We start from the raw sequence: 13,456 nt of genomic DNA on the forward strand, positions 1-13,456 counted from the left end.
GCCGGGCGGCCCAATCAATTACCGGGTGACCCGCAGCACCCGGTAGCCCTTCTGGCTGGCGTGGCGCCCCACCTGCCAGCCCTGCTCGACCAGCCAGCGCTGCAACGAGTCCCCGCCGAGATAGCGGGCCACCACCAGCCAGGCGACGCCGTCCGGGGCGAGCCGCGGCAGCCAGCGCAGCAGGATCGCGTGCAGCTCGTCCTTGCCGACGTGGATCGGGGGGTTGGACCAGATCTCCGCGAAGGTCAGCTCGGCGGGTACGTCGTCCGGCGCGGCGACGCGTACCCGGTCGGCCGCGCCGACCCGCGCGGCGTTGGCCGCGGTGAGCTCCCGGGCCCGTTCGTTGACGTCGACGGCCCACACGGTCGCCGTGGGGGCGGAATCCGCGAGTACGCAGGTGATCGGGCCGAAGCCGCAGCCGAGGTCGAGCAGGGCGCCGGTGGTGTCGGTGGCCGGCAGGTCGGCCTTGCGCAGCAGCACCGCCGTGCCGGGGTCGAGGCGGGCGGCGGAGAAGACCCCGGCGGAGGAGGCCAGGGTGTAGTCGCGGCCGGCGACGGAGAACTCGACCTCGCGCGGGTTGGCGGCGGCCGTGGGTTCAGCGGTGAAGTAGTGTTCGCCGGTCACGCCGGCAATTCTCGCACCGCCGCCGCCCACGCCGTCGCGGGCCCGACCCGACCCGGCACAGGCTCGCCACGTCGGCGCGGGCCCGGCGCAGGCCCGGCACGGCCCAGGCGTGCCACGCCGGCGCGGGACCTGGCGGGTCCGGCACGCCGGCACGGCCCGGCGCCGGTGCCCAGCACGAGCCGAAACGACTCCGCCCACAATTTCCTATTATTAGCACCTAAAGGGACAATGCCTCCTACTCTGGGCGGCATGGTGTATCGGTACGAGTCCGATGAGGACGCATTCATGGAGTACCCGGAGCCCGGGTCCGACGGGCCGGTGCTCGGTGCTGGTCCGCCTCCCCCCGCCGGCCCCTCCCCGTCCCGCTTCCCGACGCCGTCGCTGCCCCGCGCCAACCGGGTCGTGCTGCCCTCCGCCGCGCCGGAGCCGGTCCGGGCCGCGGCGCAGGCGTCGCCGCCCGCCGCCACGCCGGAGCCGGTCCGGGCCGCGGCGCAGGTGTCGCCGCCGCCGTCCGCCCCCGTGCGGGCGCCCGCCGATGGGCAGGCGCCGGCCCGGCCGCCCGCGCCGGTCGAGCCCTCTCCGCCGGTCGAGTCGGCCGCGCCGGTCGAGCCGCCGCCGTCAGCCGGGCGGTCGCAGCGGGGTGGCGGCGGCAGGTGGTGGCAGGTCGTGGTCGGCGGCGCGGCCGTCCTCGCGCTGCTGGCGCTCTGCGGCCTCGGTGCCGCCGCCCTGCTGGCCGAGCGCAACGGGACGCCGCAGAACGCGCCCACGTCCCAACCGGAGGCGGCCGAGTCCGCCGACGTCGGGGCGCAGCCGCTCGACTCGCGGGACACCGACCAGGCGCCGCTGACCGCCAAGGAGCTCTTCCCCGGCAAGCAGCTCGTCGTCGCGGACGGGGAGCCCGCCTACAAGGTGTTGAAGAGCCAGTCCAGCGCCGCCTGCGCGGTGGCGGCCACCGGGGAGGTCGCCGACCTGCTGGTCCGCCTCGGCTGCACCCAGGTGGTCCGGGCCACGCTGCGGACGCCCGACGGCGGCCACCTCGTCACCACCGGCCTGTTCAACCTGACCGACCGGGCCAACGCCGAACGCGCCCGGGACCGGATCCGGCTGCTGCTCGACGAGCGGGAGGGCCGGTTCCGGGGCATGGCGGCCGACGACGAGAGCGCGGCGATCGCCACCGCGCCGGCCCGTGTCGGCTGGCAGGTGCGCGGCCACTACCTCGCGTACGCGGTGGTCACCCGCAGCGACGGCGAGACGATCGGGTCCGGCGACACGAAGGCCCGGGAGATCCTCTTCGACATGATCGAGCTGCACCTCAACCGGGGTGTACTGGAGCGCCGGGCGGACGGCGGCACGGCCGGCCAGCCGACCGACGAGGGCGCGAGCAACACCGGCAGGCAGGACGGGGACGACTGACCGGGCCGCGACGGCGAACGCGCGCAACGGGTACGTGGGCCACGGCCGCGTACCCGTTCCGCCCCCGGCCGCCTACGTCCGGAGCTCGACCCCGTGCGCCCGCAACAGTTCGAGCATCCGGTCGTGCGGAACCGCGTACTTGACCCGCCCCTTGACTCCGACGGTGGTGCGCGCCATGAACATCGAGTTCAGCAGTGCCTCCTCCACGGCCTCCAGCACCGCCGCGAAGACCGGCTCCAGGTCGGACTCCGGCGCCGTCGGTGCCTGCGTGTCGGCGGTGGAGAACGCCAGGGCGTAGTCGCCGCTGCCGCCGGCGAAGTCCGAACCGACCCGCGCCATGGCGAAGATGGCCCGGCGGGCCACCCGACCCAGCTGCCGCGCGTCGAGGCGGCCGTCCGTGGCGACCACGATGACGCAGGAGTTCCCCGGTTGCTCCGGCCGGCCCGGCAGCGACAGGCTCGGCACCCCCACCTGCTCGGGCCGGACCGGCACCCCGCACACCTGTAGCAGGCCGGAGAAGTTGGACTGCACCAGCACACCGACGGTGACTCTGCCCCGGGAGGTCGTGGCGAGCCGCGAGGACGTGCCGATGCCGGCCTTGAAGCCGAGGGCGGCCGTGCCCGTACCGGCGCCGACGGCACCCTCCGCGGGCAGTCCGCCGCGGGCCTCCGCCAGCGCCGCGAGGACGTGCTGCTCCCGCACCGGCCGCGCCCGGATGTCGGACAGGAACCCGTCGTTGGTCTCCGCCACCACCGGGTTCAGCGACTCGACCGTCTCCCGGCCCGGCTGCCCGAGCATGTACGTGACCAGCGCGTCCGCAGCCCGGAACGTCGACAGCGTCGCGGTCAGCACCACCGGCGTCTCGATCTCGCCCAGCTCGGCCACCTGGGTCGAGCCGACCATCTTGCCGTGCCCGTTGCCCACGAACAGCCCCGCCGGCAGCGACCGGCGGTCGGTCAGCTGGTCCGGGACGATCGCCGTCACCCCGCTGCGGATGCTGTCCCCCTCGACCAGCGTGGTGTGGCCCACCCGCACGCCGGGCACGTCGGTGACGGCGTTCAGCGGTCCCGTCGGCAGCGTCCCGACGACGATGCCGAGGTCCCGTCCACGGCGAGGTTCCTGCACGGCTTCCACTCCTTGACGCTCGACGGTGCTCTGCCGGGTGCCGGGAGGCCGGCCCCGGGCGGTCAGCCCTCCACGGGTACGCGCAGCTGCCGGGTCGCCTCGGCGCGGCGGGCGTACTCGGCCGGGTCATCGGGGTAGCCGACGGCGACCAGGGTCAGCCCGTGCGCCGGCGCCACGGTCACCTCGCTGGAGCGTTCCCGGCGGGCCAGCAGGCTGCCCGGCCACCCGGCCGGCCGGCGCCCGTCGCCGGCGACCAGCATGGCGCCGACGAGGCTGCGCACCATCGCCTGGCAGAACGCGTCGGCCTGCACGGTGGCCACGAGGATCCCGTCCGGGTCCCGCCGCCAGTCCAGCCGGGTCACCTCGCGCAGCGTGGTGGCGTTCTCCTTGCGCCGGCAGTAGGCGGCGAAGTCGTGCTCCCCCACCAGCCCGGCGGCGGCGGCGTTCAGCGCGGCCAGGTCCAGTGGCTTCGGCCAGGCCAGGATCTCGTGCCGGCGCAGCGGCTCGGCGCCCCAGGTGGCGTCGGTGACCCGGTACTCGTAGCGGCGGAAGGTGGCCGAGAACCGGGCGTCGAAGTCGGCGGGCACCTCGGCCATCGCGCGCACCCGGACGTCGGTGGGGAGCAGCCGGGCCAGTCGGCGCAGCAGCCGTCCGTCGTGCTCCCGCCACACGCCGGCCGGCAGGTCGAGGTGGCAGACCTGCCCGGTGGCGTGCACCCCGGCGTCGGTGCGACCCGCCACGGTCAGGCCGGTCGCCGTACCCGCGCCGAGGACCAGGTCGAGGGTCTCCACGAGCACCCCGGCGACCGTGCGCCGGGTGGGCTGGGCGGCCCAGCCGGAGAAGCCCGACCCGTCGTACGCGACGTCCAGCCGCAGCCGGGTGCGCTCGTCCACTCGTACCTCCGCCTCACGGGGTCGGGCCCGGCACCCCACGAGGGGTGCCGGGCCCGACGGTGGCCTGGATCAGGCCTTGTCGTTCTCGCCGGCCTCGTCGCTGTCCTCGCGGGCGGCGGCGGTGTCGCCGGACGCCGACACGGGCGCCTCGGCGTCCTGGTCGCCCGAGTTCGACTTCGGGGCCTCCTCGGCCGGGGCGAGCGCCTCGACCTTGTCCTGCTGCGCGGCCTTGCGGGCGGCGGTCTTCTTGTTCGCCTTCGGCTCGGCGACCTGAAGCTCCTCGACCAGCTCGATGATCGCCATCGGGGCGGCGTCACCCTTGCGCGGACCGGTCTTCACGATCCGGGTGTAGCCACCGTTGCGGTTGGCGAACCGGGGCGCGATCTGGTCGAACAGGGCGTAGACCACGTCCTTGTCCTTGACGACGCCCAGCACCCGCCGGCGGGACGCCAGGTCGCCGCGCTTGGCCTTGGTGATGAGCTGCTCGGCCAGCGGACGCAGCCGCCGGGCCTTCGTCTCGGTGGTCTGGATCTTGCCGTGCTGGAACAGCGCAGTGGCCAGGTTGGCCAGCATCAGCCGCTCGTGCGCGGGGCTGCCGCCGAGGCGGGGGCCCTTGGTGGGCGTGGGCATGCTTGGTGCTCCTCAGGTGTGGCGGCAGCGCGGACTAGAGCTGCTCGGTCTCGCGATAGTCGTCGGTGTCGTAGTCGGCCTCGCCGAAGGCGTCCACGACGTGCGCCGGGTCGAAGTTCGGGGCCGAGTCCTTCAGCCCCAGACCCATCCCGGCGAGCTTCATCTTGACCTCGTCGATCGACTTCTGACCGAAGTTGCGGATGTCGAGGAGGTCGGCCTCGGTACGCCCGATGAGCTCACCAACGGAGTTGATGCCCTCGCGCTTGAGGCAGTTGTAGGAGCGGACGGTCAGGTCCAGCTCCTCGATCGGCAGCGCCAGGTCGGCCGCGAGCTGGGCGTCCTGCGGGGACGGCCCGATGTCGATGCCCTCGGCGGTCTCGTCCAGCTCCCGGGCCAGACCGAACAGCTCCACCAGCGTCGAGCCGGCGGAGGCCAGCGCGGTACGCGGGCCCATCGACGGCTTGGTCTCGACGTCGATGATCAGCCGGTCGAAGTCGGTCCGCTGCTCGACACGGGTCGCCTCGACGCGGTACGTCACCTTCAGCACCGGCGAGTAGATCGAGTCGACCGGGATCCGGCCGATCTCGGCGCCGGCCTGCTTGTTCTGCGCCGCCGTGACGTAGCCGCGACCCCGCTCGACGGTCAGCTCCATGTCGAGCCGGCCCTTGCCGTTGAGGGTGGCGAGCTTCAGGTCCGGGTTGTGCACCGAGACGCCGGCCGGCGGCTGGATGTCGCCCGCCGTCACGTCGCCCGGGCCCTGCTTGCGCAGGTACATGCTGACCGGCTCGTCGTGCTCGGAGCTGACGCAGAGCTCCTTGATGTTCATGACGAGCTCGACCACGTCCTCCTTGACACCGGGGATCGTGGTGAACTCGTGCAGCACGCCGTCGATCTTGATCGAGGTGACCGCCGCACCCGGGATCGACGACAGCAGCGTGCGCCGCAGCGAGTTGCCCAGGGTGTACCCGAAGCCCGGCTCCAGTGGCTCGATGGTGAACCGGGACCGGGTCTCGTTGATCGACTCCTCGGAGAGAGTCGGTCGCTGGCTGATGAGCATGTCTTCTCTTCTCTTCCGGGGCGCCCGCCATATGACGCCCACGACAAACTGTTCCGGTGGCCCGCCCCGGAAGGGCGGGCCACCGCAACGAGCTCCGACTACTTGGAGTAGAGCTCGACGATCAGCTGCTCCTGGACCTGCGTGTCGATGACCTGGCGGGCCGGGAGCGAGTGCACGAGCACCTTCATCTGGCTGGGGATAGCCTCCAGCCACGCCGGAACCGACTTCGAGCCGGCCTCGGCCTGCGCCACGATGAACGGGGTGAGCTCCTTGCTCTTGCCCCGGACCTCGATGATGTCGTGCTCCTTGACGCGGAACGACGGGATGTCGACCTTCTTGCCGTTCACGGTGAAGTGACCGTGCTTGACGAGCTGGCGGGCCATGTCCCGGGACTTGGCGTAGCCGGCCCGGTAGACCACGTTGTCCAGCCGCGACTCGAGGATCTGCAGGAGAACCTCACCGGTCTTGGCCTTCTTGCCCACGGCCTCTTCGTAGTAGCCGCGGAACTGCTTCTCCAGCACGCCGTACACGCGGCGGGCCTTCTGCTTCTCACGGAGCTGGAGCAGGTACTCCGTCTCCTTCGTGCGGCCGCGGCCGTGCTGCCCGGGCGGGAACGGCCGGGACTCGAACGGGCACTTCGGGCCATCGCACTTGCTGCCCTTGAGGAACAGCTTCATCTTCTCCCGCCGGCAACGGCGGCAGTCAGCACCGGTGTAACGAGCCATCTCTCTCTAACCTCTCAGACCCGGCGACGCTTCGGCGGACGGCACCCGTTGTGCGGCTGCGGCGTGACGTCGGAGATCTGCCCGACCTCGAGCCCGGCTGCCTGCAGCGAACGGATGGCGGTCTCCCGGCCGGAGCCGGGTCCCTTGACGAACACGTCGACCTTGCGCATGCCGTGCTCCATCGCCCGACGCGCGGCGGCCTCGGCGGCCAGCTGCGCGGCGAACGGGGTCGACTTGCGGGAGCCCTTGAAGCCCACCTGGCCCGAGGAGGCCCAGGAGATGACCGCACCAGTCGGGTCGGTGATCGACACGATGGTGTTGTTGAAGGTGCTCTTGATGTGCGCCTGCCCGTGGGCGACGTTCTTGCGTTCCTTGCGCCGGACCTTCTTGACGGCGGCTCCGGCACGAGCCTTCGGTGGCATAAGTCTGTGCGCTCCTAGTTGACTTTCCGGATCAGGTTGCGGCCTCGCCTACCTCGGCGGCGGCCGACCCGTCATCCGGTTAAGAACTACTTCTTGCCGGGCTTCTTCTTGCCGGCCACGGTCCGCTTCGGGCCCTTGCGGGTCCGCGCGTTGGTCTTGGTCCGCTGGCCACGCACGGGCAGGCCCCGGCGGTGCCGGATACCCGCGTAGCAGCCGATCTCGACCTTGCGGCGGATGTCAGCGGCGACCTCGCGGCGCAGGTCGCCTTCAACCTTGTAGTTGCCCTCGATGTGGTTACGGAGCTGGACCAGCTCCTCGTCCGTGAGGTCCCGGACGCGCTTGTCCGGCGAGATGCCGGTGGCAGAGAGCGTCTCCAGGGCCCGGGTGCGACCCACGCCGAAGATGTAGGTGAGCGCGATCTCCATCCGCTTCTCGCGGGGGAGGTCGACGCCGACTAGACGTGCCATGTGCGGGCGTACTCCTCGTGATGTTCTGGCGGAGGTGTGGACCCGTCCCACCCCGCTACCGACCGTTCCGCCACCGGCGTCGTGCGCCGGCGACCAGGTCGGTCGCTGCCCGAGCGGGCCCCGGCCTCCGACCGGGGGTCAACCACGATGAGGTACGCGATGCGCACCGCCCGCGGCTGGGACGAGCATGTGATTCGGTGTCTGGATCTGCGGCCCGGACCGATTTCGACCGACCGTTGTCACACGGTCGGCCGGAACTGGTTCAGCCCTGGCGCTGCTTGTGGCGCGGGTCGGTGCAGATGACCATGACCCGGCCGTGCCGGCGAATGACCCGGCACTTGTTGCAGATCCTCTTGACGCTCGGCTTGACCTTCACGGTTGCCTTACTTCCCATCTGGCCCGACGACGCGCCGAGGCGCGACACCGGACGTCGAAGACGGACACGGGGACGTCCCGGCCGCCGTCAGGCTTACTTGTAGCGGTAGACGATGCGCCCGCGGGTCAGGTCGTACGGCGAGAGTTCGACGACGACCCGGTCCTCCGGCAGGATGCGGATGTAGTGCTGCCGCATCTTGCCGCTGATGTGAGCCAGCACCTTGTGGCCGTTCGCGAGCTCCACCCGGAACATGGCGTTCGGCAGGGGCTCGATGACCCGACCCTCGATCTCGATGGCTCCGTCTTTTTTCGGCATGTCCTCCGCTGTCCTGACGTCGGTTACTCCGGACGGCCCACAACGTCTTACACGGGCCACCGATCAAGATCAGATTGCCCGCGCCAGCCGCGGCTCCGGCTCCCACCGAAGCGCAGGGTGGGCATGCCGGAGTGGACGCTGTGCGCCGATCAGAAAGTGTACGCCCGCCTGCGGGCCGTCGCCAAACCGGCCGGGAATCGGTGCGTCGAACCGGACGGAACGGGCGATTCACACCTCGGCGTCGGCCTCGCCGGGCCGGCCTTCCCGCTGGGCCGGCGGCAGCTCCCGCACCGGGCTCCGGCTCCCCTCCTCGGCGGCAGCCAGCTCGCGCTTGCGTGCCCGCTTCGCCCGGCGGCGCTCGCGCCGTCGCTCCCGCTGCTCAGCCTGCCGCCGCGGCTCCCCGCCGACGAGGCCGGCGACCGTGCGCACCACGAGCACCGCTCCCCACGGCCCGGCCACCCAGACGGGCCAGAAGTAGAGCAGATCCGTGGAGAGCGCGGACGTCACCGCCCAGACGGTCACCGTGATCGCGACCACCCGCAGGTACGGCAGCCACACCTCGGCCAGCCACCGGGCCGTCACGGACGAGGTCGCCGACGACCGGACACCCTCCGCCGGCGACGGAACGGTCTCCGGCCGCGTGGCGAGCTTCGACGCCGCCGGGGCCGCCGGCCCCGGCAGGTCCACCATCAGCGCGTCCAGCTCGCCGTACGTGCGGGCGGCGTACGCCCGCTGCAACCGCTCGTCGTACTCGTGCAGGTCCAGCCGGCCCTCGTCGACGGCCACCCGCAGCCGCTCCGCCACCGCCTGGCGGTCGGCGTCGGCGGCCCGCATCCCGTCGCGTCCCTCCATGCCCGCAAGCATGCCACCGCTCCACCAGCCGCTGCCCCTCCCGCCGCTCCGAGCCTGAGGCGCGGGAGGGAGCCCCGGCCGGCGGTCGGGGCGGCTGGTGCGCGCCTAGGGGACGGGAGGACGGGACGCGGCGCCGGCGGAGCGCTGCTGGGGCTCAGCGGGCCGGCGAGTCCGCGGGCTGCCGGGAGGTGACCAGCTCGCCCAGGCGGGCGCGCCCGCCGTCCGGCGCGGTCAGCACCCAGACGCCGTCCGGGAGCAGCGCCATCGTGTGTTCGACGTGCACCGCCATCGACCGGTCCCGGGTGATCACGGTCCAGCCGTCGGAAAGTTCGACCGTCCGGGGCGAGCCCATCGTGATCATCGGCTCGATGGCCAGCGCCATGCCCGGCACCAGGCGCGGACCCTTGCCCGGCCGTCCGTGGTTGAGCACGTGCGGGTCCTGGTGCATCTCGGTGCCGATGCCGTGCCCGCCGTAGCCGTCGACGATGCCGTACCGCCCGCCCTTGCGGACCGCGTCCTCAACGGCGTGCGAGATGTCGGTGAGCCGACCCTTGCCGCTGGCCGCGCCGCGCGCGGCTGCGGCGATGCCCGCCCACATGGCGTCCTCGGCGACAGCGGCCATCTTCAGCAGCGCCGGGTCGACCTCGCCCACCGCGACGGTGATCGCGGCGTCGCCGTGCCAGCCGTCGAGCACCGCGCCGCAGTCGATCGAGATCAGGTCGCCGTCGCGGAGCACCTGCTTCGCCGACGGGATGGCGTGCACGACCTGCTCGTTGACGGACGAGCAGATCGACGCGGGAAAGCCGTGGTAGCCCTTGAACGAGGGGACGGCACCGGCCTCGCGGATGGTCGACTCGGCGATGGCGTCCAGGTCGGCGGTGCTGACCCCGGGGGCGACCGCCTCCCGCATCCGACGCAGTGCCTCGGCGACCACCAGCCCGGCGGCCCGCATCTTCTCGATCTGGTCAGGGGTCTTCAGCTGGATGTCCAGCTGGGGACGACGCATGGAGCCGTTACCTTTCGTTGCAGATGCCGAAGAGCGGGGCACGTCAGGCGTACCCCGCTCTTCGCACTCTATCCGCCGCAGCCCGGCGGGACGTCAGCCGCCGTACGAGCGCAGGGCGTCGATGGCGCGGACGGTGACGTCCTCCACCGGACCGGTGGCGTCGATGCCCACCAGCTTGCCCTGGGCGCCGTAGTAGTCGACGAGCGGCGCGGTCTTGTCCGCGTACTCGCGCAGGCGGGTGGCGATGGTCTCCGGCTTGTCGTCGTCGCGCTGGAACAGCTCGGCGCCGCACCGGTCGCAGATGCCGTCACGCGAGGTGGCGTCGAACTCGACGTGCCAGATCTTGCCGCAGCCCCGGCAGGTACGCCGACCGGAGAGCCGCCGGATCACCTCGTCGTCGTCGACGACCAGCTCCAGCACCAGATCCAGCGCGGTGCCCAGGTCGGCGAGGAGCTTGTCCAGCGCGGCGGCCTGCGGCGTCGTGCGCGGGAAGCCGTCGAGCAGGAAGCCCTCCGAGGCGTCCGGCTCGGCGAGCCGGTCCCGCACCATGTTGATGGTGACCTCGTCGGGCACCAGCTCGCCAGCGTCCATGTAGCGCTTCGCCTCGACGCCGAGCGGGGTGCCCTGCGAGACGTTCGACCGGAAGATGTCGCCGGTCGAGATCTTCGGGACCGAGAGGTGCGCGGCGATGAACTCGGCCTGCGTGCCCTTGCCCGCACCCGGCGGGCCAACCAGAACGAGTCTCATCTACCGCAGGAACCCTTCGTAGTTCCGCTGCATGAGTTGGCTCTCGATCTGCTTCGTGGTCTCCAGACCGACGCCGACCATGATCAGCACAGCGGTGCCGCCGAACGGGAAGTTCAGGTACTGCTGCTTGTCCAGCCAGATGAAGAAGAAGTTCGGCAGGATCGAGATGATGCCCAGGTAGAGGGCGCCCGGCAGCGTGATCCGACTGAGGATGAAGTCGAGGTAGTCGGCGGTCGGCTTGCCGGGGCGGATGCCCGGCACGAAGCCGCCGTACTTCTTCATGTTGTCCGCGACCTCGGTCGGGTTGAACGTGATCGAGACGTAGAAGTACGTGAAGAAGATGATCAGCAGGAAGTAGACCGCGATGTAGATCGGGCTGGTCGGGTCCACCAGGTTGTTCTGGATCCACGCCTGCGTCTTGCCCGGGTTGTTCTGGTCGAAGAACTGCAGCGCCAACTGGGGCAGGTAGAGCAGCGAGGAGCCGAAGATGACCGGGATGACACCCGCCTGGTTGACCTTCAGCGGGATGTAGGTCGAGGTGCCGCCGTACATCCGCCGGCCGATCATGCGCTTGGCGTACTGCACCGGGATCCGGCGCTGCGCCTGCTCGATGAAGGTGACCGCGGTGATGACCACCAGGACCAGCGCGATGACGAGGAGGAACTTGCCCCAGCCACCGGTCTGCTTGATCTGCCAGCCCTCGCTGGGGAGCCGGGCGGCGATCGAGGTGAAGATCAGGACGGACATGCCGTTGCCGACGCCCCGGTCGGTGATCAGCTCACCGAGCCACATCACCACGCCGGTGCCGGCGGTCATCGTCATGACCAGGAGGCTGAGGGTCAGCCAGTCCGGGATCCCGGTCCCCTCGGGGATGATCGGGAACTGGTCGCACTGGTTGTTGAAGAGCTGCCCGGAGCGGGCCAGCGCCACGAACGCCGACGCCTGGAGGACACCCAGGCCCAGCGTCAGGTAGCGGGTGTACTGGGTGATCTTCGCCTGGCCGGACTGGCCCTCCTTGCGGAGCTGCTCCAGCCGGGGGATCACCACCGTCAGCAGCTGCAGGATGATCGACGCTGTGATGTAGGGCATGATGCCCAGCGCGAAGACCGAGAGCTGCAGCAGCGCGCCGCCGGAGAAGAGGTTGAGCAGGTTCATCACGCCCGTGGAGCCGTTCTCCATGGCGTCGATGCACTTCTGGACGTTGCCGTACGAGACACCCGGGCTGGGCAGCGTCGCCCCGAGCCGGTAGACCGCGATGATGCCTACTGTGAACAGCAGCTTCTTGCGCAGGTCAGGCGTACGGAACGCACTGAGAAAGGCGGACAGCAACTTCTTCCTCCTGCGCGAGGCGGGCCGCCGGTGATCCCTGGCGGGGCGGGTTGGGTGCCGGGCGAGTGCCCGATATCCATGGCTGGGAAGGGACTCTAACAGTCCGATCCCCGTCCGGGCAGATCTGCCCGGCTACATAAACCGAATCCGATGTTACCCGGCGCACACATGCCAGGCAGACCATGACGCCCGCCCAGTTGCGACAACTGAGCGGGCGCCATGGATCGTGCAGCCCTTACAGCTCGGTGACGGAGCCACCGGCGGCGGTGATCTTCTCCTTGGCCGACGCGCTGAACGCGTGCGCCGACACCTGGAGAGCGACCCCGCCCAGGTCCCCGGTGCCGAGGACCTTGACCGGGTGGCCCTTGCGGACCGCGCCGGCCTCGACCAGCTCGAGCGGGCCGACCTGGCCGCCGTTCGGGAACAGCTCGGCGAGCCGGTCCAGGTTGACCACCTGGAAGACCACCTTGAACTTGTTCTTGAAGCCCTTCATCTTCGGCAGGCGCATGTGGATGGGCATCTGCCCACCCTCGAACGCCGCCGAGATGTTCTTGCGGGCCTTGGAACCCTTGGTACCGCGACCGGCGGTCTTGCCCTTGGAGCCCTCACCGCGACCCACGCGGGTCTTCGCGGTCTTGGCACCGGGCGCCGGGCGCAGGTGGTGGACCTTGATCGTCATTACTCGACCTCCTCGACCTTCACGAGGTGGTTGACCGTGAAGATCATGCCGCGGATCTCCGGACGGTCCTCCTTGACCACCACGTCGTTGATCCGCTTGAGACCGAGCGAACGCAGCGAGTCACGCTGGTTCTGCTTGGTCCCGATCCCGGACCGGACCTGGGTGACCTTCAGGCGAGCCATCAGGAAGCCACCCCCGCCCGCGACGCCAGCATGGCGGCCGGCGCGACGTCCTCGACCGGCAGGCCACGACGGGCGGCGACGGCCTCGGGGGACTCGAGCCCCTTCAGCGCCGCCACGGTGGCGTGCACGATGTTGATCGGGTTCGACGAACCGAGGCTCTTGGAGAGCACGTCGTGGATACCCGCGCACTCCAGCACGGCACGCACCGGGCCACCGGCGATGACACCCGTACCGGCGGACGCCGGCTTGAGTAGCACCACACCGGCCGCGGCCTCACCCGTCACCGGGTGCGGGATCGACGCGGCGATCCGCGGCACCTTGAAGAAGTGCTTCTTGGCCTCCTCGACGCCCTTGGCGATCGCCGCGGGCACCTCCTTGGCCTTTCCGTAGCCCACACCGACGGTGCCGTCGCCGTCGCCCACGATCACCAGGGCGGTGAAGCTGAAGCGACGACCGCCCTTCACGACCTTGGCGACGCGGTTGATCGCGACGACCCGCTCGAGGTGCGGGGTCTTCTCGACGGGCGCGTTTCCGCGGCCGCCCTCACGGCGGTTGTCGCGGCGACCACCCTCGTTGCCACCGGACCCGCCGCCACGGCGCTGTTGACCTGGCAT

Annotated in this window: 18 protein-coding genes; 1 reads left to right on the plus strand and 17 read right to left on the minus strand. The window is 71.1% G+C overall.

Going from position 1 to position 13,456, the window contains the following annotated elements; genetic code table 11:
* Nucleotides 1-18: 18 nt before the first annotated feature.
* Nucleotides 19-624: a class I SAM-dependent methyltransferase gene (locus tag ACN27A_RS17720; protein ID WP_421454820.1), complete on the minus strand. Its 606-nt coding sequence runs from the start codon at nt 622-624 to the stop codon at nt 19-21.
* A 249-nt stretch (nt 625-873) separates the two neighbouring features.
* On the opposite strand from ACN27A_RS17720, the gene ACN27A_RS17725 reads away from it, so the two are divergent.
* Nucleotides 874-2,037 carry a hypothetical protein gene (locus ACN27A_RS17725; protein ID WP_421454823.1) on the plus strand — a complete coding sequence of 388 codons (1,164 nt, stop codon included), beginning with the start codon at nt 874-876 and terminating at the stop codon, nt 2,035-2,037.
* Nucleotides 2,038-2,109: 72 nt separating this feature from the next.
* On the opposite strand, the gene ACN27A_RS17730 is transcribed toward ACN27A_RS17725, so the two are convergent.
* The 16 genes from ACN27A_RS17730 to rpsE form a co-directional block, all read right to left on the minus strand.
* Complete coding sequence (locus ACN27A_RS17730; RefSeq protein WP_421454826.1) at nt 2,110-3,162, minus strand: P1 family peptidase; 1,053 nt, start codon at nt 3,160-3,162, stop codon at nt 2,110-2,112.
* Between the two features lie 62 nt (nt 3,163-3,224).
* Nucleotides 3,225-4,055 carry a tRNA pseudouridine(38-40) synthase TruA gene (truA, locus tag ACN27A_RS17735; RefSeq protein ID WP_421454827.1) on the minus strand — a complete coding sequence of 277 codons (831 nt, stop codon included), beginning with the start codon at nt 4,053-4,055 and terminating at the stop codon, nt 3,225-3,227.
* A 69-nt stretch (nt 4,056-4,124) separates the two neighbouring features.
* Nucleotides 4,125-4,685, minus strand: coding sequence for a 50S ribosomal protein L17 (rplQ, locus tag ACN27A_RS17740; RefSeq protein ID WP_421454830.1), 561 nt, complete (start codon nt 4,683-4,685; stop codon nt 4,125-4,127).
* Between the two features lie 34 nt (nt 4,686-4,719).
* Nucleotides 4,720-5,742, minus strand: a complete 1,023-nt coding sequence (locus ACN27A_RS17745) for a DNA-directed RNA polymerase subunit alpha (RefSeq protein WP_013735931.1) — start codon at nt 5,740-5,742, stop codon at nt 4,720-4,722.
* 98 nt (nt 5,743-5,840) lie between these two features.
* A complete protein-coding gene (gene rpsD / locus ACN27A_RS17750) occupies nt 5,841-6,467 on the minus strand; it encodes a 30S ribosomal protein S4 (RefSeq protein WP_132230910.1) in 627 nt (208 codons plus the stop codon).
* A 14-nt stretch (nt 6,468-6,481) separates the two neighbouring features.
* Entirely contained in the window at nt 6,482-6,889 is a 408-nt protein-coding gene (gene rpsK, locus ACN27A_RS17755) for a 30S ribosomal protein S11 (protein WP_014440747.1), read from the minus strand.
* Nucleotides 6,890-6,975: 86 nt separating this feature from the next.
* Entirely contained in the window at nt 6,976-7,356 is a 381-nt protein-coding gene (gene rpsM / locus ACN27A_RS17760) for a 30S ribosomal protein S13 (protein ID WP_088998365.1), read from the minus strand.
* Nucleotides 7,357-7,618: 262 nt separating this feature from the next.
* The gene (gene rpmJ / locus ACN27A_RS17765) at nt 7,619-7,732 is read right to left on the minus strand and encodes a 50S ribosomal protein L36 (RefSeq protein ID WP_012184307.1); all 114 of its coding nucleotides are present in this window, start codon (nt 7,730-7,732) and stop codon (nt 7,619-7,621) included.
* A gap of 93 nt (nt 7,733-7,825) precedes the next feature.
* A complete protein-coding gene (infA, locus tag ACN27A_RS17770; RefSeq protein ID WP_007073013.1) occupies nt 7,826-8,047 on the minus strand; it encodes a translation initiation factor IF-1 in 222 nt (73 codons plus the stop codon).
* A 228-nt stretch (nt 8,048-8,275) separates the two neighbouring features.
* Entirely contained in the window at nt 8,276-8,899 is a 624-nt protein-coding gene (locus ACN27A_RS17775) for a DUF1707 SHOCT-like domain-containing protein (RefSeq protein WP_421454835.1), read from the minus strand.
* A 154-nt stretch (nt 8,900-9,053) separates the two neighbouring features.
* A complete protein-coding gene (map, locus tag ACN27A_RS17780; protein WP_421454837.1) occupies nt 9,054-9,905 on the minus strand; it encodes a type I methionyl aminopeptidase in 852 nt (283 codons plus the stop codon).
* Between the two features lie 93 nt (nt 9,906-9,998).
* Nucleotides 9,999-10,652: an adenylate kinase gene (locus ACN27A_RS17785; protein WP_151453332.1), complete on the minus strand. Its 654-nt coding sequence runs from the start codon at nt 10,650-10,652 to the stop codon at nt 9,999-10,001.
* Nucleotides 10,653-11,981: a preprotein translocase subunit SecY gene (gene secY / locus ACN27A_RS17790; RefSeq protein ID WP_132230908.1), complete on the minus strand. Its 1,329-nt coding sequence runs from the start codon at nt 11,979-11,981 to the stop codon at nt 10,653-10,655. It abuts the gene before it with no gap.
* Between the two features lie 235 nt (nt 11,982-12,216).
* Nucleotides 12,217-12,660 carry a 50S ribosomal protein L15 gene (rplO, locus tag ACN27A_RS17795; RefSeq protein WP_121399885.1) on the minus strand — a complete coding sequence of 148 codons (444 nt, stop codon included), beginning with the start codon at nt 12,658-12,660 and terminating at the stop codon, nt 12,217-12,219.
* On the minus strand, nt 12,660-12,842 hold the full coding sequence (rpmD, locus tag ACN27A_RS17800; protein WP_074314584.1) for a 50S ribosomal protein L30: 183 nt from the start codon (nt 12,840-12,842) through the stop codon (nt 12,660-12,662). Before rpmD ends, rplO begins: the two co-directional genes overlap by 1 nt.
* Nucleotides 12,842-13,456, minus strand: a complete 615-nt coding sequence (gene rpsE / locus ACN27A_RS17805) for a 30S ribosomal protein S5 (protein ID WP_132230907.1) — start codon at nt 13,454-13,456, stop codon at nt 12,842-12,844. Before rpsE ends, rpmD begins: the two co-directional genes overlap by 1 nt.

Origin of the sequence: Micromonospora sp. WMMD737 (assembly GCF_049179055.1) — a bacterium.
GTDB lineage: Bacteria > Actinomycetota > Actinomycetes > Mycobacteriales > Micromonosporaceae > Micromonospora > Micromonospora reichwaldensis.

Bases quoted from the DNA above. Each gene is read 5' to 3' on its own strand.
- ACN27A_RS17725 (WP_421454823.1), top strand. From the start codon at position 874: ATGGTGTATCGGTACGAGTCCGATGAGGACGCATTCATGGAGTACCCG.
- rplQ (WP_421454830.1), bottom strand. From the start codon at position 4,685: ATGCCCACGCCCACCAAGGGCCCCCGCCTCGGCGGCAGCCCCGCGCAC.
- ACN27A_RS17745 (WP_013735931.1), bottom strand. From the start codon at position 5,742: ATGCTCATCAGCCAGCGACCGACTCTCTCCGAGGAGTCGATCAACGAG.
- rpsD (WP_132230910.1), bottom strand. From the start codon at position 6,467: ATGGCTCGTTACACCGGTGCTGACTGCCGCCGTTGCCGGCGGGAGAAG.
- rpsK (WP_014440747.1), bottom strand. From the start codon at position 6,889: ATGCCACCGAAGGCTCGTGCCGGAGCCGCCGTCAAGAAGGTCCGGCGC.
- rpsM (WP_088998365.1), bottom strand. From the start codon at position 7,356: ATGGCACGTCTAGTCGGCGTCGACCTCCCCCGCGAGAAGCGGATGGAG.
- infA (WP_007073013.1), bottom strand. From the start codon at position 8,047: ATGCCGAAAAAAGACGGAGCCATCGAGATCGAGGGTCGGGTCATCGAG.
- ACN27A_RS17775 (WP_421454835.1), bottom strand. From the start codon at position 8,899: ATGGAGGGACGCGACGGGATGCGGGCCGCCGACGCCGACCGCCAGGCG.
- map (WP_421454837.1), bottom strand. From the start codon at position 9,905: ATGCGTCGTCCCCAGCTGGACATCCAGCTGAAGACCCCTGACCAGATC.
- ACN27A_RS17785 (WP_151453332.1), bottom strand. From the start codon at position 10,652: ATGAGACTCGTTCTGGTTGGCCCGCCGGGTGCGGGCAAGGGCACGCAG.
- rplO (WP_121399885.1), bottom strand. From the start codon at position 12,660: ATGACGATCAAGGTCCACCACCTGCGCCCGGCGCCCGGTGCCAAGACC.
- rpmD (WP_074314584.1), bottom strand. From the start codon at position 12,842: ATGGCTCGCCTGAAGGTCACCCAGGTCCGGTCCGGGATCGGGACCAAG.
- rpsE (WP_132230907.1), bottom strand. From the start codon at position 13,456: ATGCCAGGTCAACAGCGCCGTGGCGGCGGGTCCGGTGGCAACGAGGGT.